The sequence below is a fragment of the Planomicrobium sp. YIM 101495 genome (assembly GCF_009707665.1).
In the GTDB taxonomy this organism is placed as follows: domain Bacteria; phylum Bacillota; class Bacilli; order Bacillales_A; family Planococcaceae; genus Planococcus.
Genome location: NZ_WLZW01000001.1, coordinates 859514 through 881900, shown reverse-complemented (window position 1 = coordinate 881900; position 22387 = coordinate 859514). Strand labels below are relative to the sequence as shown.

Below are 22387 nucleotides of genomic sequence, written 5' to 3'. Positions count from 1 at the left end.
TTACCTCTTTAGGTAAAAGGATTTTTTTGTGTCTGAAATCGCGGAGACGAGTACCGTGCAACAAAGAAAGGATGAAGAAACGAATGGAAAAAGCAACAATACTGGATGACAAGGCGATTGCCCGTGCGATTACACGCATCGCCCACGAAATCATCGAACGGAATAAAGGAATCGACGAATGCGTACTGGTCGGAATCAAAACAAGAGGAGCTTTTATCGCGCATCGCCTCGCCGAAAAGATCGAACAGATCGAAGGGAAAGCGATTATGACCGGCGAATTGGACATTACCCTTTACCGGGATGATCTGACCGAGAAGCATAAGAACCAGGAGCCGCTCGTTCACCAAGTAGATATTGAACATGATCTGCAAGGCAAGAAAGTCGTGCTCGTCGACGATGTGCTTTACACAGGAAGAACGGTCCGCGCAGCGATGGACGCAGTGATGGACATCGGCCGACCGGCACAGATCCAACTAGCCGTACTGATCGACCGCGGACACCGCGAGTTGCCAATCCGCTCGGACTTTGTCGGAAAGAACATCCCGACTTCAAGCAACGAACGCATCGTCGTCCAGATGCAGGAAAGTGACGGCAAAGATTTAGTTTCCATTCACGAATGAGACAGGAGAGAACCCAATTGAAAGATGCCATTTTGGATGTCCATGAAAAACCGAGAACAAGCCAGTTGCTGTCCTTAAGTCTACAACACATGTTCGCGATGTTCGGTGCGACGATCCTTGTACCGAAGCTGGTTGGCCTGAGCCCCGCCATCGCACTCTTGACAAGCGGGATCGCCACGATTATCTTCATCTTGATCACACAGTTCAAAGTGCCGGCGTACCTCGGCTCATCATTCGCCTTCATCGTCCCGATCACCATCGCGACGGAAACAGGTGGCATTGGGTCAGCCATGATCGGCTCGATGTTCGTCTCAGCCGTCTACGCCATTGTCGCACTGGTCATTTGGACAACAGGTTATAAGTGGCTCATCAACATCCTGCCACCGATTGTGGTGGCTCCTGTCATCATCGTCATCGGGCTCGCTTTGTCAGGAACCGCAGTCGACATGGCCATGAATATCACCGTCAACAATGTTTCCCAATACAGCCTGCAGCATTTCTCGGCAGCGCTTGTTACACTCGGAACAGCCATCATCTGTACAATTTATTTTAAAAACATCATCTCGCTCATGCCGATCTTGATCGGTATCGTCGTAGGCTATGCCTACTCGGCTGCGATCGGCATCATCAATTACGAACCGATCCAACAAGCAACCTGGTTCGCGGTTCCGGACTTTCTTGTGCCAGGCGTCGATTATTCCTTCACGGTGACGCCGACGCTCTTGTTCATCATGGTGCCGATCGCCATCGTCACGATCTCGGAACACATCGGGCACCAGCTAGTACTCGGCAAAATCGTCAACCGTGATTACATAAAAGACCCAGGGCTTCACCGCTCGATCCTCGGTGACGGAATCGGCACATTCCTTTCCTCGCTGATCGGAGGACCACCGAAGACGACGTACGGCGAAAACATCGGGGTACTCGCCATTACGCGCGTCTACAGCATTTACGTCATCATCGGTGCTGCGATCCTAGCCGTCCTGTTTTCGTTCCTCGGCAAAGTGATGGCAGCGATCGAAACGATTCCAACTGCTGTCCTTGGGGGCATCTCGATCTTACTGTTCGGGATCATCGCATCTTCCGGACTCCGGATGCTTGTCGAGAACAACATCGACTTCGGGGACAAACGCAACCTCGTCATCGCATCGGTCATCCTGATCATCGGCATCGGTGGCGCGAAGCTCGAATTCTCCGAGACATTCGTCGTTGAAGGCATGGCGCTTGCTGCAATCGTTGGTGTCGTCTTGAACATGGTATTACCGGGACGACCAAAACACGAAGAACAAACAACCGAATCATAACCTTTTAAGAAATGTCCAGAGAGGCATGGAAAGGCTGAATTGCGCGGGGGATCTAAGTCTCCTTGTTTCCGCACACCTTCCTGCCATTCGGGAAGGTGTTTTTTGTGAAAAAAGAAAGGATGAGACATGATGGCGAACCTATTATCGATGAACGAACTGACGGAAACAGAAATTATCGGATTGCTCGACCGCGCGGACAAGTGCCGGACAGGGCAGGCAGAGACAGTAGGCGGCACGGTAGCCAATCTGTTTTTCGAACCGAGCACACGGACGAAGTTGAGCTTTGAAATGGCGGAGCACCGCCTCGGCATCACTTCACTGCCGTTCGAGACGAGCTCTTCCAGTGTGTTGAAAGGGGAAACACTTTACGACACAGTCAAGACACTTGAAGCGATCGGCGTCGATGCAGTCGTCATCCGGCACGAAGAAGAAGCTTACTACGAAGGGTTAAAAGGCTTAAAGACAGCCGTCATCAACGCCGGGGATGGTTCCGGTCAGCACCCGACGCAATCGCTGCTTGACCTGTACACGATCCGCCAGGAATTCGGCAGCTTTGAAGGCTTGCACATTACGATCGTCGGCGACATCGCCCATAGCCGGGTCGCACGCTCCAATGCCGCAGCACTGAAAAAACTTGGTGCAGACGTATCATTCATCTGTCCGGAAGAGTGGAGCGGCGAATTCGAAACGACAGAAGACCTTGATGCATTGATCGGCATGACGGACGTCCTCATGCTGCTGCGCGTCCAGCACGAAAGGCATGCAGTATCTGCGTTATTCGGCAAAGAACAATACCACGAACAGTTCGGGTTGACGGTAGAACGCGAGCGTCGTATGAAAGATTCGGCAATCATCATGCATCCTGCACCGATCAACCGCGGCGTTGAGATCGCAGACTGTCTTGTCGAATGTGAACGATCACGTATTTTCAAACAAATGGAAAACGGTGTGTACATCCGCATGGCTGTACTCGAATATGCTTTGAAAGGGAGAGGTTCAAATGAATTTATTGATCAAGAACACACAGATGCTGAAAAATGGGGAAATGATGGAAACGGACGTACGCATTCAGGATGGAAAAATTCTCGAACTTTCTCCCTCGCTTGAAGCAGACGGCGAGCAGGTCATTGACGGCGGAGGCAAGCTCCTGTCACCAGGATTTGTCGATGTACACGTCCACTTGCGCGAACCGGGCGGGGAACAGAAGGAAACGATCGAGAGCGGAACACGCTCAGCGGCAAGAGGTGGTTATACGACCATCTGCGCCATGCCGAATACACGTCCGGTACCGGATACGAAAGAAAACCTTGGCCTCGTCAACAGCTTGATCGAGAAAAATGCGCACATCCGTGTACTACCGTATGCATCGATCACAATCCGCGAAGCCGGCAAAGAACGGACGAATCTGGAAGAGCTGAAAGCGGCCGGAGCGTTCGCTTTCACGGACGATGGTGTCGGTGTCCAGCAAGCAGGCATGATGTATGAAGCGATGCAGGACGCGGCAAAGATCGACATGCCGATCGTGGCGCACTGTGAAGACAACACACTCATTTACGACGGTGTCATGCACGAAGGAAAACGCAGCGGGGAGCTTGGCCTGAAAGGAATCCCGTCCATTGCTGAGTCGGTCCACATTGCGCGCGATATCCTGCTTGCAGAAGCGGCAGGCACCCATTACCACGTGTGCCACGTCTCGACGAAAGAATCGGTCCGCGTCATCCGCGACGGCAAACGTGCAGGTGTGAACGTCACAGCGGAAGTGAGTCCGCACCACTTGCTGCTATCGGAAGAGGACATTCCTGGAAATGAAGCAAATTGGAAAATGAACCCGCCGCTCCGCAGCAAGGAAGACTTGGCTGCACTTCGCGAAGGGCTGCTTGACGGCACACTCGACTTTATCGCGACTGATCATGCACCGCACACAGCGGAAGAGAAAGCGAACGGAATGGAGCGCGCACCGTTCGGCATCGTCGGATTCGAAACGGCATTCCCGCTCCTGTACACGCGTTTCGTGGAAACAGGGGAGTGGACACTGCAGCAATTGATCGACTGGTTGACCGTCAAACCAAGTGAAACATTCGGACTGCCATACGGCACACTTGAAGTCGGCAGCACAGCAGATCTCGTGTTATTGGATCTGGAAAAAGAAAAAGAGATCGATGTAAATGAATTTTTATCGAAAGGGAAAAACACACCATTCGGCGGTTGGACGTGCAAAGGCTGGCCGGTGATGACAGTATTCGGCGGGGCAATCGTTTGGCAGGAGGAGGAAAATTGATGAAACGTTATCTAGTTCTGGAAGACGGCACCATTTTTGAAGGGACTGCATTCGGGAGTGAAGCGGCATCCACAGGAGAGATCGTCTTCAACACGAGCATGACCGGTTACCAGGAAATCTTATCGGATCCGTCCTACTGCGGACAGATTGTCACCATGACGTATCCACTCATCGGCAGTTACGGCATCAACAGCGACGACTTTGAATCGATTTCGCCGGCAGTGAAAGGGATGGCGGTCCGTGAACTGTCCGATTTCCCGTCGAACTTCCGGAGCAACTCCACGCTCTGTGACTTGTTGAAAACAAAAGGGATTCCAGGAATCCAAGGCATCGATACGCGCAAGTTGACGCGGCTGATCCGCGCAAAAGGCTCGATCAAAGGGATGCTGACGGAGAGTGGCGCAGAGCTGAACAAAGAAATGGCGGTTGTCTCACTTCAGGAATTGGAGCTGCCGACAGACCAGGTGGCGCAAGTATCGACGATGCGTCCTTATCCGAGTCCGGGGCGCGGCAAGCGAGTCGTTCTGATCGACTACGGCATGAAGCATGGCATCTTGCGCGAACTGAACAAACGCGACTGTGACGTCATCGTCGTCCCATACAATACGAGTGCGAAGGAAATCCTGGCATGGGGTCCGGACGGCATCATGCTTTCAAACGGACCAGGAAACCCGAAAGACGTAGAAGAATGTGTGGCAGTGGTCCGCGAACTGATCGGCGAAGTGCCGCTGTTCGGCATTTGTCTCGGCCATCAGCTGTTCGCCCGCGCATGTGGTGCAGACACATTCAAATTGAAGTTCGGCCACCGCGGTGGTAATCATCCGGTGAAAGATTTGACGACTGGGCGGATTGAAATGACGTCCCAAAACCACGGCTATGCGGTCGATGAAGAAACGCTTCAAGGAACACGTCTCGAAGTAACACACCGTGCAGTGAATGACGGCACGAACGAAGGGCTGGCACATCTAGATTTCCCGGCGTTCACGGTCCAATACCATCCGGAAGCGTCACCTGGCCCGGAAGACTCGAATTACTTGTTCGACCGTTTCATCGAATCCATGATTTCACACCGGAAGGAGCAGCAACATGCCTAAAAGACAAGACATCCAAAGTATCCTCGTGATCGGGTCCGGCCCGATCGTCATCGGACAAGCTGCAGAATTCGACTACGCCGGGACGCAGGCGTGCCTCGCATTGAAAGAGGAAGGGTACCGCGTCATCTTGATCAACTCGAACCCGGCGACCATCATGACCGATACAGAAATTGCGGATAAAGTGTACATTGAACCACTGACGCTTGAATTTGTCAGCCGCATCCTTCGGAAAGAACGGCCGGACGCACTGCTGCCGACACTGGGCGGACAGACTGGACTCAACATGGCGATCGAACTGGACGAGTCTGGTATCCTGAAAGAGCTCGGCATCGAAATTCTTGGCACGAAACTGGATGCCATCCACCAGGCGGAAGATCGTGATCTGTTCCGCACATTGATGAATGAGCTCGGCGAACCGGTTCCAGATTCCGACATCATCCATAACCTCGAAGAAGCGAAAGCTTTTGTCGCGCGCATCGGCTACCCGGTCATCGTCCGACCCGCCTTCACACTCGGCGGCACGGGCGGCGGGATTTGCCATAACGACGAGGAGCTGCAGGAAATCGTTACGAGCGGCCTGAAATACAGCCCAGTGACACAATGCCTGCTCGAAAAATCGATCGCCGGCTTCAAGGAAATCGAGTACGAAGTGATGCGCGACGCGAACGACACGGCCATTGTCGTCTGCAATATGGAAAATATTGATCCGGTCGGCATCCATACCGGTGATTCCATCGTTGTCGCACCGAGCCAGACACTGTCTGACCGTGAATACCAGATGCTCCGCAACGTCTCACTGAAGATCATCCGGGCTTTGAAAATCGAAGGCGGCTGCAACGTCCAGCTCGCACTCGATCCGGACAGCTTCCAATATTACATCATTGAAGTGAACCCGCGCGTCAGCCGTTCATCGGCGCTTGCGTCGAAGGCGACGGGCTACCCGATCGCCAAGCTGGCAGCGAAAATTGCAGTCGGTCTGCAGTTGGACGAAATGATGAACCCGGTGACGGGACGCACGTACGCTGCGTTTGAACCGGCACTTGACTATGTGGTCACGAAAATCCCGCGCTGGCCGTTCGACAAGTTCGAAGCAGCAAAACGTAACCTCGGCACCCAAATGAAAGCGACAGGGGAAGTGATGGCGATCGGCCGCACGTTCGAAGAGTCAATCTTGAAGGCGGTTCGTTCACTTGAAACCGGCCAATTCCACCTGGAACTGAAAGGTGGAAGCGACATGGCGGATGAGTGGATCGAGAAGCGCATCCGCCGTGCTGGGGACGAGCGGTTGTTCTTCATCGGAGAAGCATTGCGCCGCGGTGTGACGATCGAAACGATCCATGAATGGAGCCGCATCGACTCCTTCTTCCTGGATAAGTTCCGCAAGATCGTCGCATTCGAAAAAGAATTGGCGGAGAACGTCTTTGACTTCGCTGCTGCGAAGACAGCGAAACGTCTCGGCTTTGCTGACTGCACGATCGCGAAGCTATGGGGCGTGACGGAAGGGGAAGTGTACGCGTGGCGCAGACAGCAAGGGCTGATGCCGGTGTATAAAATGGTCGACACATGTGCTGCCGAATTCGAATCGGAAACACCGTACTTCTACGGTTCCTACGAAGACGAAAACGAGTCGGTGAAAACGGAAAAGGAAAGCGTCATCGTCCTCGGTTCTGGACCGATCCGGATCGGTCAAGGAGTGGAATTCGACTACGCGACGGTCCATTCCGTCTGGGCCATCCAGGAAGCCGGCTTTGAGGCGATCATCATCAACAACAACCCGGAGACGGTTTCAACGGACTTCTCGATTTCCGACAAACTATACTTTGAACCGCTGACGATCGAAGACGTCATGCACATCGTCGACCTTGAGAAGCCGGTGGGCGTCGTCGTCCAATTCGGTGGACAGACGGCGATCAACTTGGCAGAAGGGCTTGCACAGCATGGCGTGAACATTCTTGGCACGTCGCTCGAAGCGACTGACCGCGCAGAGAACCGCAATAAATTCGAAGCGGCACTCCGCGAGATCGGTATTCCGCAACCGCTCGGAAAAACGGCGGTATCCGCAGAAGAAGCAGTGGTCATCGCCAATGACATCGGGTATCCGGTGCTTGTCCGACCATCTTATGTGCTCGGCGGACGCGCAATGGAAATCGTCTACAATGAAGAAGATTTGAACCATTACATGGAGTTTGCAGTGGAAGCGAGCCCTGAACATCCGGTCCTCATCGACCGCTACTTGACAGGAATCGAAATTGAAGTGGATGCCATTTCAGACGGCGAAAATGTCCTGATCCCGGGCATTATGGAACATATCGAACGGGCAGGCGTGCATTCCGGTGACTCGATCGCGGTCTATCCGACACAAAATATTTCCGATGAATTGCTGGAAACGTTGACGGATTATACGACACGTCTTGCAAGAGGGCTCGAGATTGTCGGATTGCTCAATATCCAGTTCGTCATCTCAGAAGGCAAAGTGTTCGTCATCGAAGTCAATCCGCGCTCGAGCCGGACAGTGCCGTTCATGAGTAAAATCACAGCGATTCCGATGGCCAACATTGCGACAAAAGCGATTCTCGGCCAATCGATCGTCGCGCAGGGCTTTAACCCTGGACTGGCACCGATTGTGGGAGGTGTCTACGTCAAAGTACCAGTATTCTCCTTCGCGAAGCTGCGCCGCGTCGACATTACGCTCGGACCGGAAATGAAATCGACAGGCGAAGTTATGGGCAAAGACATCACACTCGAAAAAGCCTTGTACAAAGGGATGGCGGCTGCCGGCATGGAAGTGAAAGACCACGGGACGATTCTCATGACGGTGGCGGACAAAGACAAAGAAGAAGCTGCAGCGCTTGCAAAACGGTTCCAGGCGATCGGCTATCGGATTATGGCAACAGGCGGAACGGCTGAAGCGTTCAAAGGAGCAGGCATCCCTGTCACGGAAGTCGGCAAGATCGGTGCAGACGGCAAGACACTTCTGGACGTCATCCAAAACGGCGACGCACAGATCGTTGTCAACACGTTGACGAAAGGCAAGCAGCCGGAACGCGACGGCTTCCGCATCCGCCGAGAATCGGTAGAGAACGGCACACCGTGTCTCACTTCTCTTGATACGGCGGAAGCGATGCTGCGCGTCATCGAATCGATGACGTTCTCTGCGGAGGAAATGGGGGCGCTTGTATGATCCGGCAAGAACAGATGACGGTCATCAAGCAGCAGCAGATTGCTGACACTATTTTCGAATTGACGCTGGAAGGGGATATCGCACGTGGCATGGCTGCACCTGGACAATTCGTCCATGTGCGTGTCGCGGACAGTTTCGAACCGTTGCTGCGCCGTCCGATTTCCGTCGCTTCCATAGATACAGAAAATGGGCAGTTCACGATGATTTATCGTGCGGAAGGGCGCGGCACGACACTGCTCGCCGAGAAGAAGCCTGGGGACAAGCTTGACGTCCTCGGCCCGCTCGGCAACGGATTTCCGCTGGCGGAAGCTGGCAAGAAAGCATTCCTAATCGGCGGCGGCATCGGGGTTCCACCGCTTTATGAACTGGCGAAGCAATTGAATGCGCGCGGCGTGGAGACGGTCCACATCCTCGGATTCGAGGGTAAGCAGGCAGTGTTCTACGAAGAGGAATTCCGTTCGCTTGGTGAAACACATATCGCAACGGTCGACGGCTCGCACGGCACAGAAGGATTCGTCACGCATATTTTGAACGGCTTGCCGAAGGATTTCGACACGTACTTCGCGTGCGGACCGACGGCCATGCTTGATGCATTGCAACGCGCACTCGAAGAGAAAAAAGGCTTTCTTTCTTATGAACAGCGGATGGGCTGCGGCATCGGCGCGTGTTTCGCTTGTGTCTGCCGTACGACAAAAAATGAATTGGATTACGTGAAGGTCTGCTCGGACGGACCGGTATTTCCAGCAGGGGTGGTGATCTCATGACGGATTTGACAGTAAAACTTCCAGGACTCGAATTGAAAAACCCGATCATGCCAGCATCCGGCTGTTTCGGTTTCGGAAGAGAATATGCGAAGTTTTATGATTTGTCCGAGCTCGGGGCGATCATGATCAAGGCGACGACCGTCGAGACGCGTCTCGGCAATCCGACACCGCGCGTGGCGGAAACGGCGTCCGGCATGTTGAATGCCATCGGACTGCAAAACCCGGGACTCGAAGGTGTCGTGAATGCGGAGCTGCCGTTTTTGGAAGGATACGACGTGCCGATCATCGCAAACGTCGCCGGGACGACGACTGAGGACTACGTCAAAGTCGCAAAACGCATTTCTCATGCGCCGAACGTCCACGCACTCGAAATCAACATTTCGTGTCCGAATGTCAAGGAAGGCGGTATCACGTTCGGCACCGATCCGCAGATTGCGAAAGAATTGACACAAGCGGTCAAGGCGGTGTCTTCTGTGCCGGTGTACATCAAATTGTCCCCGAACGTCACCGACATCGTGTCGATCGCCAAAGCGGTGGAAGCGGGCGGAGCGGACGGACTGACGATGATCAATACGCTGCTCGGCATGCGGATGGATACAAAAACTGGGCGTCCGATCATCGCCAATGTCACAGGCGGTTTATCCGGCCCGGCCATCAAACCAGTCGCGCTCCGCATGGTATACGAAGTGCGGAAACAAACCGAGTTGCCAATTATCGGAATGGGCGGCGTCTCAAGTGTCGATGATGCCATCGATTTCCTGTCGGCTGGTGCGAACGCAGTGGCAGTCGGAACGGCGAATTTCGTCAATCCGTTTATCTGTCCGGAAATCATCAAAGCACTGCCAGCCCGCTTGAATGAACTCGGCTACGACTCGATCGAACAATTGACTGGAAGGAGCCACAGCTTATGACAAAACCGATCATTGCGCTCGATTTTCCGACAGGGGAAGCAGCGCTGCAGTTTCTTTCACAATTTACCGAGCCGCTATTTGTCAAAGTGGGGATGGAACTGTTTTACGAAGGTGGACCGGCGCTTGTGCGCGAAATTCGAGCACTCGGCCACGACATCTTCCTCGACTTGAAACTGCACGACATCCCGAACACCGTTGAATCGGCGATGCGTGTCATCGCAAAACTCAGTGTCGAACTGACCAATGTCCATGCGGCGGGCGGTCTGGAAATGATGCGCGCAGCGAAACGGGGGCTCGGGGACAGCGGTACGAAACTGATTGCTGTCACGCAACTGACGTCGACGAGCGCAGAAGAGATGCAGCGCGACCAATTGGTTTCGGTGAGCCTCGAAGAATCCGTCGTCCACTATGCGAAGCAGGCGAAAGCTGCCGGACTTGACGGCGTCGTCTGTTCCGTACACGAAGCGGGAATCATCGGCGAAGCATGCGGAGAAAGATTCCTCCGTGTAACACCAGGAATCCGCCCGGCGAACGTAGCAGCGGATGACCAAAAGCGTGTCGCCACGCCAAGCGGTGCGAAAATGAATGGCTCAACACATATCGTTGTCGGGCGTGCCATCACACGTGCGACGGACGCGAACGGCAGCTATGCCCAGATTCTGAAGGAATGGAGTGGTCAATGATGAAACAGAAAATCGCCAGACACTTACTCGAAATCGGAGCCGTCGAGCTGCGTCCGCATGACCCGTTCACATGGGCATCCGGCATCAAATCGCCAATCTACTGCGATAACCGGCTGACGATGTCATTCCCGTCAGTCCGGAAAGATATCGCGAAAGGGTTAGCCGACCTGATCCGCACACACTATCCGTCATGTGACGTGGTGGCCGGAACGGCAACTGCCGGCATCCCGCACGCCGCCTGGGTCAGCGATGAGCTCGATTTGCCGATGATCTACGTCCGCTCGAAGCCGAAAGGGCACGGGCAATCGAACATGATCGAGGGCAAAATCGAGCCTGGCAAAAAAGTCGTCGTCGTTGAAGACTTGATTTCAAAAGGTGGCTCTGTCCTGCAGGCAGCGAAAGCGCTTGAGGAATCCGGCTTCGAAGTGCTCGGCATCGTCGCGATTTTTACATACGATCTGCCGCAATCGGTCGAAGCGATTCACGGAGCAGGCTTCACGTTCCACACATTGACCGACTTCCCGGCACTTATCCAGGAAGCGGCCGAAATCCGTGCGATCGACGGATCGGATTTGCCGATGCTCGGTGAGTGGCACGAAGGATTGAAGGCCGGCACATTGCAAAGCTGACAAAATGTCGGCTTTTTTCTTTTTTGAGGATGTATCGGTGATGGTTTTCCCAATTAATTAGGTATACTGCCCGATTTGGACCAAATACTGTCGGAATTCACTAAAATACTGTCAAATTCCGGTTACATACTGTACGATTTAGTAACAAATACTGTCCAATCGCTAAAATAGGGCCGTTTCCATTTCCAGTTAATTGGACATACTATCTGCATTTGCGAAATACTATCCGGAAGCAAAATCCTGCAATAATACTAGGTCAAGCCTACGCAAAAATTAATTTGTCAGATAATAGTTGACAGCAACAATCCGACCGTTATATAGTGTATTCAACTACTATGCATCACAAGGTAGCTTTTTTCTTAAGCAGCTAACTTGCTTTACCAAGTACCAGAAGGAGTGGAGAAAATGGCGACCAGGAGTCAATTGTTGAAAGGGGTTTTGGATGCGTGTGTCATGGCGGTCGTGGAAGCGGAGCCGGTGTACGGATATGAGCTGTCGCAGAAGCTGCAGAAGATGGGACTGCCGGACATCAGTGACGGAACGATCTATCCGGTGCTGCTCAGGTTGCAGAAAAATGGCTTCATCCGCGGCGAGATGAGACCCTCCCAATCAGGACCGAACCGGAAGTATTATTTCCTGACGGACACGGGCAAAGAAGAGTTGGAGCAAATTGCAGACGAGTGGCAACTAATCGCTGTTCCGGTCAGCGAATTATTGAAAAGGAGTGAAGGCTGATGAGAGCAACCGACACATTGATCGCACAAAACAATGAAAAAAGAGCAGGACTCACAAAAGACAACATGAAAATGTACGAAGATCTGCTGCTGTATGTCCGGACGGATTTGCGCGTCGACGAGCAGGCAGGGGAAGAAGTGCTGATGGACATTCTCGATCACTTGCTCGATGCGCAGGAAAACGGCAGGACGGCGGAGCACGTACTCGGTAACCACCCGCAGGAATTTGCGGATGAACTGATTGAACAGCTGCCAAGCGAGAAAAAGCGTAACGTCACACTGTTTGTGCTGTCTCAGCTCGCTGGTCTCCTCGGCTGGTTCGCAGTCACGTATGGCGTGCTTCAATTGATCATCGGATTCTTCACAGAACAACCGATGGAAATTTCGCTCGGAAGCATCGCAATGATCCTTTTGACGAGTGTAGTCTGCACAATCGTCGGCGTCGTTACACTGTTCAAAATTATGCGCTCTTCACTGTTCAAGACGAAAAAAAAAGCGAGAATCCAGTACTGGAAAGCGGGACTTCTTGGAGCAGCATTGTTCTCAGCGATTCTTGTCGTCGTGCTGTACATTCCGCAGTTCGGCCCGGTCGTCAGCTTACCTTGGTGGACGTTCGTCACAACTGCCCTCGTGCTCTTCGTGATTGCAACACTGCTCGGGAAACGCGCGAAATAAACGCGTCTTTCGTGTATGATAAAGGCAGGAAGAATCACGTGTAGAGGAGAATCCAGATGCAGATCAGTAAACAGCAATTAGACGAGTGGACAGCGAAGCATCCTGAATTTGAACAGATTCTAGCGTTGCAGCCGGTGTATTGGCGGAATCCGAATCATGCACCGGTAAACGAACTGTCAGAACTGCCACTTTCAATGAAAGACATCAAAGAGGCTGAGGAGCTTTGGCAGCGTTTCGCACCATTTTTGGAAAAGGAATTCCCGGAACTAAAGGAGAGCGGCGGCATCATCGAGTCCCCGCTCCGCCGCATTCCGGCAATGAAACGCGCACTCGAGCAGCAATATGATTTCCAGCTCGCAGGAGATCTTCTCCTGAAATGCGACAGCGACTTGCCGATTGCGGGATCCGTCAAAGCACGCGGGGGCATTTACGAAGTGCTGCTGCACGCTGAAATGTTGGCGATCGAGGCAGGTCTCTTCCGGCCGGGGGAGTCGACGGAACGTTTTGCGTCCGAAGAATTCAAGCAATTTTTCAGCGGTTATGCAATCGGCGTCGGCTCGACCGGCAATCTCGGGCTCAGCATCGGCATCATGAGCGCTAAGCTCGGCTTCGATGTTTCCGTCTATATGTCATGGGATGCGAAGGCGTGGAAAAAAGAGTTGCTGCGTGAAAAAGGCGCACGGGTCGTCGAGTTCGCAGGCGACTTCAGCGTCGCGATCCAGTCCGGGCGACAGGAGACCCTGGAAAAGCGGGGTGCCTACTTTGTCGACGATGAGAAATCTTCCAGACTTTTTCTCGGCTATAGCACAGCTGCGTTGCGTTTAAAGCGGCAGCTGTCGGAAATGGGCATCACGATCGATCAAGATCGTCCGCTCGCGGTCCACTTGCCGTGCGGCGTCGGCGGGGCGCCAGGCGGCATCGCATTCGGCCTGAAACAAGTATTCGGCGATGCGGTCCGTTGCTTCTTTGTCGAACCGACCCATTCACCGGCGGTTCTTGCCGGCCTCTTGACCGGAGAAAAGTCGAACATCAGTGTCCAGGACCTCGGCATCGACAACATAACGGAAGGGGACGGCCTCGCAGTGGGGCGTCCTTCCGGGTTTGCTTCATCCTTTAATGAAAAAACCATCCGCGGCCTGTATACGGTCGAAGACGCGGAATTGTTCAAGCTGCTCGCACTTTTGGCGGATACGGAAGATATTGCCGTCGAACCGTCCGCGACAGCGGGCTTGATCGGTCCGGTTGTCGTTAGCCGGAGCAGTACGGAAGAGATTCTTGAAAACACGACACACATTGTATGGGCAACAGGCGGAGCACTCGTGCCGAAAGCCGAATGGAACGGGTTTTACAGCCGCGGCAAACAGCTGCTGGAGACCGATTAATCTTATCGAGGAAGTGGAACAGTGCAGAAATGTGAAGTATGCAACACCCGATTTTCGTGGAAGCAATTTTTCGTCTCGCTGATGTTGGCGTATCGCCCAGTCGCGTGCCGCTCGTGCGGGACGATCCATACCGTGACGAGCAAGACCCGCGTCTTTGCAGCGCTGCTATTGTTCGTGCCGGTCGTCATCGCGAACTTATATTTGATGGGTTCAGGCATCTATCTATTCCTCTTGGCGCTGCTCATCATTTTCGCAGTAGAGGCGTTGTTCCTGCCGTTTCTGATGAAATATACGGTGGAACCGGCGTCTGAAGAGTGAAGGGCTATTGAAGTGATTGGAGGGACTGCAAGTGAAGTTATTGATTTTAGGCGCGACGGGTCGTGTCGGAAGTGAGCTTGTCGAACAGGCGCTTCGCGGGGGACATCACGTCAACGTGCTCGTCCGCTCACCGGAAAAAATACAGCGCAACGTGGACAATCTGTCAATCTTCCAAGGAAATGTCTTGGTCAAAAATGACGTCATTCAAGCGATGCACGGAATGGACGTTGTCGTCAGTGCGCTGAACACGGACGGCACAACGACGCTGTCCGAAAGCATGCCCCTGATCATCGAAGCGATGCAAGAGACCGGGATCACACGCATCATCACGATCGGCACAGCCGGCATTCTGCAAAGCCGTGTGACACCGGAGGTCCTGCGGTATCAATCAAGTGAGTCGAAACGCAAGTTGACGCGGGCAGCGGAAGAGCATCATAAGACGTACGAAATATTAGCGGGTTCATCACTCGATTGGACGATCGTTTGTCCGACCTATTTACCGGACGGGGAACGGAAAGGGAAGTACCGTGTGGAACGTGATTCCTTGCCAGAAGGCGGGGCCCGGATCACTGTTGCCGATACAGCGGAATTCGCGTACAAGCAAATCGACAGCCTTGATTTCAATAAAGTGCGTGTCGGAATTTCATACTGACTTAGAACGACAAGAAGACCGTCGATTCAGCGTTGAATCGGCGGTCTTTGGTGTTCATAAATAATCGGCGTAGCGTTTCTCCAAGTAGTTCTGCAGCACCGTCATGACCGAGCAGATCGCCCAGTAAATGAGCGCAACGACGATGAGCATCGTCAACAAATCGTATTCGCGGCCACCGACGACGCGTGCTTTTTGGAAAATCTCAGGCACGGTGATCATGGCAGCAAGCGAAGATGCTTTGATCAAGTCCAAATAAATATTGGATAGCGGTGGCAGTGCGATACGGATCGATTGCGGCAGGATGATCCGGCGCATCGATTGCCAGTAAGTCATGCCGAGTGCACGCGATGATTCCCATTGGCCTTTGTCGACGGACGACAGCGACGAACGGAACACTTCCGCGATGTACGCCGCACTATTCAGTGAGAATCCGACAAGTGCCGCTTGGACTGCAGTGAACTGGATGCCGATGATCGGCAGCGCAAAATACAGCAGGAACAAAATGACCAGAATCGGGACGCCGCGCATGAAGGAAATGTACATGCGTGCCGGCCAGCGCAGTGCGAACCACGGCGAAGTCCGGGCGATTGAGATGAAGAAGCCGAGGACGACCCCGACTGCCATACTGATCAACGAAATATATAAAGTGTACCAAATGCCACTCAGGACATACGGAAGCGATTCGATCGCGAGCACCGGATCGAAAATCAGCTCCCACTTAATATCGGACATGCAAATAACCTCCATAACCTACCATACATTTATTATGTAAACAACACGCACATCCAGCCAAAAACTCTTGGCCGGAAACGTGTTCACTTCCGCAGCTTAATGACGAGTTCTTCGTCAGGTGTCACATACAACGTTTTCTGTTCGAAGTAAATAACAAAGCCTGGCTTCGCGCCGCTCGGTTTCTTCACTTGGCGGATGCTCGTGTAATCGACGGGCACCGAGGAAGATTCGCGCGCTTTACTGAAGTAGGCAGCGATTGTTGCGGCTTCCATCAGCGTCGTCTCATCCGGTTCGCTGTCGTGGATGACGACGTGGGAGCCAGGGATGTCTTTCGTGTGCAGCCAAACGTCTGATTTCGTCCCGACTTTGAACGTCACGTAATCGTTCTGCTTGTTGTTCTTGCCGATGGAAATCGGCGTGCCACTACTCGAAACGTACGATTCCACAGAAGGCTTCGTCGGCTTTTTCTTTTTCTTCGACTTCTGTGCTTTCATGTAGCCTTGTTCCGCGAGTTCTTCACGAATTTCTTCGATGTCCGAAAGCTCAGCCTGTTCGACTTGTTGCATCAGCGTCTCGAAGTAGGCGATGTCTTCGTTCGTGCGTTCCAATTGCTCAGCTGTCTTGACGACAGCGGTCTTGGCCTTTTGGTAGCGGGAATAATATTTCTGGGAGTTTTCGACCGCTGTTTTCCGCGGATCGAGCGTGATTTTCACTTTCTCTCCATTATAATAGTTGTCCACTTCGACTTCGTTCATACCTTTTTTGATCAAGTGGATGTTGGCCATGATGAGCTCGCCGTTCAATTGCAGCTGATCGCGCTTTTCCGCTTGTTGTTGTTCCTTTGTCAGCTTTTTCAGCTTCAGTTTCAGCTTGCTGATTTCATTTTGCAGCCAGCGCTCGAGATCTCCCGCTTGCTGTTTGACGCGGTCACGCTCTGCTTTCCGGTAATACATCCGGTCAAGCATTTCGCCGAGTGTCGGGAATTGTTGCACTTCGCCGTGCAGGTGAGTCAGGAGCGTCGCAGAGAAATACGACTTGCCGTTTTGTTCGATGAAATATCCGACCGGCTGCTCTTTTTTGAAGTCTGCGAGAAACGCTTCTGCCGTCGCTTTCGTGTCGCCACCTTGGAGCATGCGCGTGTTCAGCTCGAGCGCCAGGAGCGGAGACAGTCCAGCGTATGTAGCGACCAATTCTTTCGGACCGTGTCCTGCGAGGCGCTCAGGTTCCGTGAACGGATTGCGCTTTTCCTGGGACGGCGGGAAGATGTAAGGCTGGCCCGGCATGATCGTGCGGTACGAGTTGACGCTCGGCGGCAAGTGCTTCAAGCTGTCAAGAATCATCATGCGTTCGGCATCGACAAGAATGACGTTGGAATGACGTCCCATAATTTCGACGTGGAGCTCACGTTCGATGTCGTCACCGATTTCGTTTTTGGAACGGATCTTCAAGATGATCAGCCGGTCCAGCTCATGCTGGATGACTTCCTTGATGACGCCGCCCTCGATATGCTTCCGGAGCAGCATACAGAACATCGGTGGCTCGGATGGATTGGATCCACCGTTCGCCGTCAAATGGATGCGGGAATAGGACGGGTGGATCGAAATCAGCAATTTATGATTTTTTCCTTGTGAGCGTATTTGCAAAATCAGTTCAAGCTCGTTCGGCTGATGAACTTTTGAAATTCTGCCTGTGACAAGCTGCTGTAATTCACTTGTCATCGCTGTTGTAAACAAGCCATCGAATGCCATGTGTATCCCTCTTTCAAATCGTTTTGTTCCATCTTATCATTTTCAGCATAGAATATGATATAATAAGGCAGTTACCTAAAAGAGACGGAAGCGGCAAAGGCATTCCACAATTTGTTGGGAGTCGCCTGCAACGAGCCGTAAAACAGAGATGACGAAACGAATGAGGGATAATATGAGTAAACATCGTGGACTGCTGATTGTATTGTCCGGCCCTTCTGGCGTCGGCAAAGGCACAGTACGTAAAGAGCTGTTCTCGCAGCCGGATACAAATTATGAATACTCCATTTCGATGACAACACGCCAGCCACGTGAAGGCGAAGTGGATGAAGTCGATTATTTTTTCAAGACGAGAGGCGATTTTGAAAAACTGATCGAACAAGGCCAACTGCTCGAGTACGCACAGTACGTCGACAATTATTATGGCACGCCGCTTGAATATGTCGACCGCATGCGCGATGCAGGTCGGGATGTTTTCTTGGAGATTGAAGTGCAAGGAGCGTCACAAGTTCGGGAGAAGGTTCCGGACGGATTGTTCATCTTCCTGGCACCGCCGAGTTTGTCGGAGCTTGAGGAGCGCCTTGTCGGCCGTGGAACGGAAAGCGACGACGTGATCGCTTCACGCATCTCTGCCGCACGACAAGAACTTGAGATGATGAACCTGTATGATTATGTCGTCGAGAACGATGAAGTCGAGAAGGCATGTGACCGCATCAATGCGATCATCATCGCTGAGCATTGTCGCCGTGAACGGGTAGAGAAACGCTATTTTGATATGCTAAAGGAGAATGCTTAATGTTATATCCATCAGTCGATAAATTGAAAACACAGATCAACTCGAAATACTCACTGGTTGCACTCGCTTCTAAACGTGCACGTGAGCTGTATGAAAAAGAAGAGGAAATGCTTGGAGAGTACACGTCTGCGAAACCAGTTGGCAAAGCGCTTGAAGAAATCGCAGCTGGTGTTTTGAAACAAGAACAGCAGGACGAATCAGCGATCTACGAAGACGAAATTTAAAGATGAAACAGACCGATAACTCCCAGAGCAGATTTGTTCTTTGGGAGTTTGTTGTTTAGAAAGGGTGTAAAATATGTTGGAAAACCGGAAAATCCTTCTTTGTGTATCTGGCGGTATCGCAGTTTATAAAGCGGTAGCATTAGTCAGCAAATTGTCCCAGGCGGGCGCGGACGTGAAAGTGATCATGACTGAATCGGCACGGGAGTTCGTCCAGCCACTGGCATTCCAAGTGATGTCGCGGAACGATGTGTATTTCGATACGTTCGATGAAAAAGATTCGTCTGTCATCGCACACATCGACCTTGCTGACTGGGCGGATTTGATTCTTGTGGCACCAGCCACGGCGAACGTCATCGGCAAACTTGCGAACGGCATTGCGGATGATATGGTGACGACAACATTGCTAGCGGCGACAGCACCAATTTGGGTCGCGCCTGCGATGAACGTCCATATGTATGACCACCCTGCGGTCAAGCGGAACATCGACCGGCTGTATGGAGACGGCATCCGCTTCATCGAGCCGTCTGAAGGCTTCCTTGCATGCGGCTACGTCGGGAAAGGCCGTCTGGAGGAGCCAGAGAAAATCACGGCACTTGTCGGAGAACACTTTACGGCAGCACCAGGTCCGTTGACGGGCAAAAAAGTCGTCGTAACAGCCGGACCGACGCGCGAACGCATCGACCCGGTCCGTTTCTTGACGAACTTCTCGAGCGGCAAAATGGGCTATGCCATGGCACAAGCGGCAGCTGAGCTTGGAGCTGAGACGATCCTCATCAGCGGCCCTGTCTCCTTGCCTGTACCTGCCGGTGTGAAACGCGTCATGGTGGAAAGCGCGAAAGACATGTACGACGCAGTGCTTGCGCAATATGACAATGCGGACATCGTCGTCAAGACAGCAGCGGTTGCGGATTATCGTCCGAAACACATCGCTTCGTCGAAAGTGAAGAAAAAAGACGGGGAATCCGTTTTAGAGTTAGAACGTACAGACGACATCTTGAAAACGCTCGGTTCGATGAAGCAGCACCAGCTGCTCATCGGCTTCGCGGCTGAAACAAATGACGTCGACACGTATGCAAAAGGGAAATTAGAGAAGAAAAATGTCGATTACATTATCGCCAACGATGTGTCGAAAGCGCAAAGAGGCTTCGACGCGGATACGAACGCAGTAACGGTATTTGGAAAAGATGATTTCCAGCAGCAGTTCGATTTGATGCCGAAACCGGTTTTGGCGAAGCAATTGCTTGAACTAATTGTGGAACGGGAAAATATCCATGATCGCTGAAGTCATCGTCGATGTCGCAGCACATCCGATCGACCGGCCATTCGATTATGCAATACCGGCCAAATTTACTGCATTGATCGAACCGGGCATGCGCGTCAAAGTGCCGTTCGGACCACGAAAAGTGCTTGGATTCATTACAGGAATCAAAGAAACAAGTGATTTTGACCCGAAGAAGCTGAAGCCAATCCACGAACTGATGGACGTCGCACCTGTATTGAACGAAGAATTGCTCGACCTGGCCAAATGGATGAAACGTGAGACCGTCTGTTTCGAGATCGATGCATTGAAAGTGCTCATTCCGGCGGCGCTCCGTGCGAAGTATGAAAAACGATTCGTATTGAACGCACGGCTTGAAGAAATTGCACCTGAGCTGCATCCTTTGTTCGACCAGAAGCCATTTGTAAAAATGCAGGACGCGGCGGACTTTTACCCGCTTTTGAAAAAAGAGATGGACAAAGGAACGATTACAGCGGACACCGACATCAGCCAGCAAACAGCTATCAAGAAAGTGCGCATCGTCCATTTTGCGGAAGCGGAGCAGCTCGCCTCCATCGAAATCCGGAAAAATGCGAAGCAGCAGGAGAAACTGCTGGACTTTATGCGTGCGCATGCTGGTGAAGCGTTCGAGTCGGCCGATCTGCAGAAGCAAGCAGGTGTGACGTTACCGACGATCTATAGCCTTGTGGATAAAGGAGCGGCGTCACTGTCGAATGAAGAACATTACCGCGATCCGAAGATGCTGCAAGAGGCGGAGAAGAAAGACGCGCTCGCGATGACGCCTGCGCAGCAGGACGCATATGACGCTATCACAGCTTCACTCGGTACTTCACGGACGTTCTTGCTCCACGGTATCACCGGAAGCGGCAAGACGGAAATTTATTTGCAAACGATCGATCAAGTTTTGAAGCAAGGAAAAGAAGCCATCATGCTGGTGCCGGAAATTTCCTTGACTCCACAAATGACACTCCGCTTCAAAGAACGTTTCGGTGACAAAGTAGCCGTTCTTCATAGTGGATTGTCGGCAGGAGAGAAATACGATGAATGGCGCAAAATCCAGCGCGGCGAAGTGCAGGTGGCTGTCGGCGCGCGTTCAGCGGTCTTTGCCCCGTTCGAGAACCTCGGGCTGATCATCTTGGATGAAGAGCACGAAAGCAGCTACAAGCAAGACGATTCACCTCGCTACCATGCACGCGACATCGCGATTTACCGAAGTGGCAGGCATCAGTGCCCAGTCATTCTCGGCTCGGCAACGCCTTCGCTGGAATCGTATGCGCGTGCGCAAAAAGGTGTCTACGGTCTATTGGTGCTCGACAAACGGGCGAAGAACCAGCCGCTTCCGACCGTCAACATCGTCGATATGCGTGAGGAACTGCGGAACGGCAATCGTTCGATGTTCTCGGTTCCACTGGCAGAAGCCATCCGGGAACGCATCGAAAATGGCCAGCAAACTGTGCTGTTCTTGAACAAACGTGGGTATTCATCGTTTGTCCTGTGCCGTGATTGCGGGACAGCGGTGCAATGCCCGAACTGTGATATTTCATTGACCTACCACCGTTCGAGCGAAGCGCTCCGCTGCCATTACTGCGGCCACGATGAGCCAGTCCCGACGAGCTGTCCGGAATGCGAAAGCGAGCACATCCGCTTTTTCGGAACGGGGACGCAAAAAGTCGAGGAAGAATTGGCACGCCTGGTTCCAGAAGCACGTGTGCTCCGGATGGACGTCGATACGACACGGAACAAAGGCTCGCACGAACGGATCTTGGCTGCGTTTGGCGAAGGGAAGGCCGATATTTTACTCGGCACCCAAATGATTGCCAAAGGGCTCGACTTCCCGAACATTACGCTTGTTGGGGTACTGTCTGCCGATACGACGCTCAATTTGCCGGACTTCCGTGCTGCGGAGAAAACGTACCAGCTGCTGACGCAAGTGAGTGGACGCGCTGGCCGGGACAAGCTCCCGGGTACCGTGTACATTCAGACGTATTCGCCGGAGCATTACGCGGTGACGCTCGCGAAGGATCAGCTGTATGAGCCGTTCTATGAACAGGAAATGGCCATGCGGCGAGCGAGTGGCTATCCGCCGTATTATTTCGTGGCGAATATCCAGTTCACACACGAAGATTTGATGACGGCTGCAACATACGCTGAACAGACGGTCCGTTACCTCGCCCAGCAATTGTCGCCGGGCACGGTCATCATCGGCCCGTCCGCTGCCTTGATCGCCCGTATCAACAATAGATATCGCTATCAATGTTTGATAAAATACAAAAAAGAACCAAGGCTTGCAGAAGTCATGCAGCAATTGATCAAAGTATACAGAACCGATTGGCTTAAAAAAGGTGCGACGTTATCGATCGACCTGAACCCGACAACGGTCATGTAA

General features: G+C 52.6%; 21 protein-coding genes. 19 read left to right on the top strand and 2 right to left on the bottom strand.

What is annotated here, in order from left to right:
* Positions 1-83 precede the first annotated feature (83 nt).
* The 15 genes from pyrR to GIW82_RS04450 all read left to right on the top strand — a co-directional run bounded on the left by pyrR (position 84) and on the right by GIW82_RS04450 (position 15225).
* Positions 84-620: a bifunctional pyr operon transcriptional regulator/uracil phosphoribosyltransferase PyrR gene (pyrR, locus tag GIW82_RS04520; RefSeq protein ID WP_230309311.1), complete on the top strand. Its 537-nt coding sequence runs from the start codon at positions 84-86 to the stop codon at positions 618-620.
* A 17-nt stretch (positions 621-637) separates the two neighbouring features.
* A complete protein-coding gene (locus GIW82_RS04515) occupies positions 638-1924 on the top strand; it encodes a solute carrier family 23 protein (RefSeq protein WP_154748693.1) in 1287 nt (428 codons plus the stop codon).
* A gap of 129 nt (positions 1925-2053) precedes the next feature.
* Positions 2054-3031 (top strand): aspartate carbamoyltransferase catalytic subunit, encoded by a 978-nt coding sequence (locus GIW82_RS04510; RefSeq protein WP_154748692.1) that lies wholly within the window; start codon positions 2054-2056, stop codon positions 3029-3031.
* On the top strand, positions 2925-4202 hold the full coding sequence (locus tag GIW82_RS04505) for a dihydroorotase (protein WP_154748691.1): 1278 nt from the start codon (positions 2925-2927) through the stop codon (positions 4200-4202). Before GIW82_RS04510 ends, GIW82_RS04505 begins: the two co-directional genes overlap by 107 nt.
* Entirely contained in the window at positions 4199-5296 is a 1098-nt protein-coding gene (locus GIW82_RS04500; protein WP_154748690.1) for a carbamoyl phosphate synthase small subunit, read from the top strand. The genes GIW82_RS04505 and GIW82_RS04500 overlap by 4 nt, the downstream gene beginning before the upstream one ends.
* Positions 5289-8477: a carbamoyl-phosphate synthase large subunit gene (carB, locus tag GIW82_RS04495; RefSeq protein ID WP_154748689.1), complete on the top strand. Its 3189-nt coding sequence runs from the start codon at positions 5289-5291 to the stop codon at positions 8475-8477. Before GIW82_RS04500 ends, carB begins: the two co-directional genes overlap by 8 nt.
* On the top strand, positions 8474-9241 hold the full coding sequence (locus tag GIW82_RS04490; protein WP_154748688.1) for a dihydroorotate dehydrogenase electron transfer subunit: 768 nt from the start codon (positions 8474-8476) through the stop codon (positions 9239-9241). The genes carB and GIW82_RS04490 overlap by 4 nt, the downstream gene beginning before the upstream one ends.
* A complete protein-coding gene (locus GIW82_RS04485) occupies positions 9238-10152 on the top strand; it encodes a dihydroorotate dehydrogenase (RefSeq protein WP_154748687.1) in 915 nt (304 codons plus the stop codon). The genes GIW82_RS04490 and GIW82_RS04485 overlap by 4 nt, the downstream gene beginning before the upstream one ends.
* Positions 10149-10835 carry an orotidine-5'-phosphate decarboxylase gene (gene pyrF, locus GIW82_RS04480; RefSeq protein WP_154748686.1) on the top strand — a complete coding sequence of 229 codons (687 nt, stop codon included), beginning with the start codon at positions 10149-10151 and terminating at the stop codon, positions 10833-10835. The genes GIW82_RS04485 and pyrF overlap by 4 nt, the downstream gene beginning before the upstream one ends.
* Entirely contained in the window at positions 10835-11464 is a 630-nt protein-coding gene (gene pyrE / locus GIW82_RS04475; RefSeq protein WP_154749598.1) for an orotate phosphoribosyltransferase, read from the top strand. Before pyrF ends, pyrE begins: the two co-directional genes overlap by 1 nt.
* Positions 11465-11869: 405 nt before the next feature.
* Positions 11870-12199 (top strand): PadR family transcriptional regulator, encoded by a 330-nt coding sequence (locus GIW82_RS04470; RefSeq protein ID WP_154748685.1) that lies wholly within the window; start codon positions 11870-11872, stop codon positions 12197-12199.
* Positions 12199-12873 carry a DUF1129 family protein gene (locus GIW82_RS04465; RefSeq protein WP_154748684.1) on the top strand — a complete coding sequence of 225 codons (675 nt, stop codon included), beginning with the start codon at positions 12199-12201 and terminating at the stop codon, positions 12871-12873. The genes GIW82_RS04470 and GIW82_RS04465 overlap by 1 nt, the downstream gene beginning before the upstream one ends.
* A gap of 56 nt (positions 12874-12929) precedes the next feature.
* Positions 12930-14255, top strand: coding sequence for a D-serine ammonia-lyase (locus tag GIW82_RS04460; protein ID WP_154748683.1), 1326 nt, complete (start codon positions 12930-12932; stop codon positions 14253-14255).
* Positions 14256-14276: 21 nt separating this feature from the next.
* Positions 14277-14573 carry a TIGR04104 family putative zinc finger protein gene (locus GIW82_RS04455; RefSeq protein ID WP_154748682.1) on the top strand — a complete coding sequence of 99 codons (297 nt, stop codon included), beginning with the start codon at positions 14277-14279 and terminating at the stop codon, positions 14571-14573.
* Between the two features lie 31 nt (positions 14574-14604).
* Positions 14605-15225: an NAD(P)-dependent oxidoreductase gene (locus GIW82_RS04450; RefSeq protein ID WP_370455999.1), complete on the top strand. Its 621-nt coding sequence runs from the start codon at positions 14605-14607 to the stop codon at positions 15223-15225.
* Between the two features lie 54 nt (positions 15226-15279).
* On the opposite strand, the gene GIW82_RS04445 is transcribed toward GIW82_RS04450, so the two are convergent.
* Positions 15280-15957 (bottom strand): amino acid ABC transporter permease, encoded by a 678-nt coding sequence (locus GIW82_RS04445; protein ID WP_154748681.1) that lies wholly within the window; start codon positions 15955-15957, stop codon positions 15280-15282.
* 83 nt (positions 15958-16040) lie between these two features.
* Positions 16041-17705: an Rqc2 family fibronectin-binding protein gene (locus GIW82_RS04440; RefSeq protein ID WP_154748680.1), complete on the bottom strand. Its 1665-nt coding sequence runs from the start codon at positions 17703-17705 to the stop codon at positions 16041-16043.
* Between the two features lie 172 nt (positions 17706-17877).
* Between GIW82_RS04440 and gmk the strand changes: the two genes are divergently transcribed.
* The 4 genes from gmk (at position 17878) to priA (ending at position 22387) form a co-directional block, all read left to right on the top strand.
* Positions 17878-18498, top strand: a complete 621-nt coding sequence (gene gmk / locus GIW82_RS04435) for a guanylate kinase (RefSeq protein WP_154748679.1) — start codon at positions 17878-17880, stop codon at positions 18496-18498.
* On the top strand, positions 18498-18722 hold the full coding sequence (gene rpoZ, locus GIW82_RS04430; protein WP_154748678.1) for a DNA-directed RNA polymerase subunit omega: 225 nt from the start codon (positions 18498-18500) through the stop codon (positions 18720-18722). The genes gmk and rpoZ overlap by 1 nt, the downstream gene beginning before the upstream one ends.
* A 73-nt stretch (positions 18723-18795) precedes the next feature.
* On the top strand, positions 18796-20004 hold the full coding sequence (gene coaBC / locus GIW82_RS04425) for a bifunctional phosphopantothenoylcysteine decarboxylase/phosphopantothenate--cysteine ligase CoaBC (RefSeq protein ID WP_154748677.1): 1209 nt from the start codon (positions 18796-18798) through the stop codon (positions 20002-20004).
* On the top strand, positions 19994-22387 hold the full coding sequence (priA, locus tag GIW82_RS04420; protein ID WP_154748676.1) for a primosomal protein N': 2394 nt from the start codon (positions 19994-19996) through the stop codon (positions 22385-22387). Before coaBC ends, priA begins: the two co-directional genes overlap by 11 nt.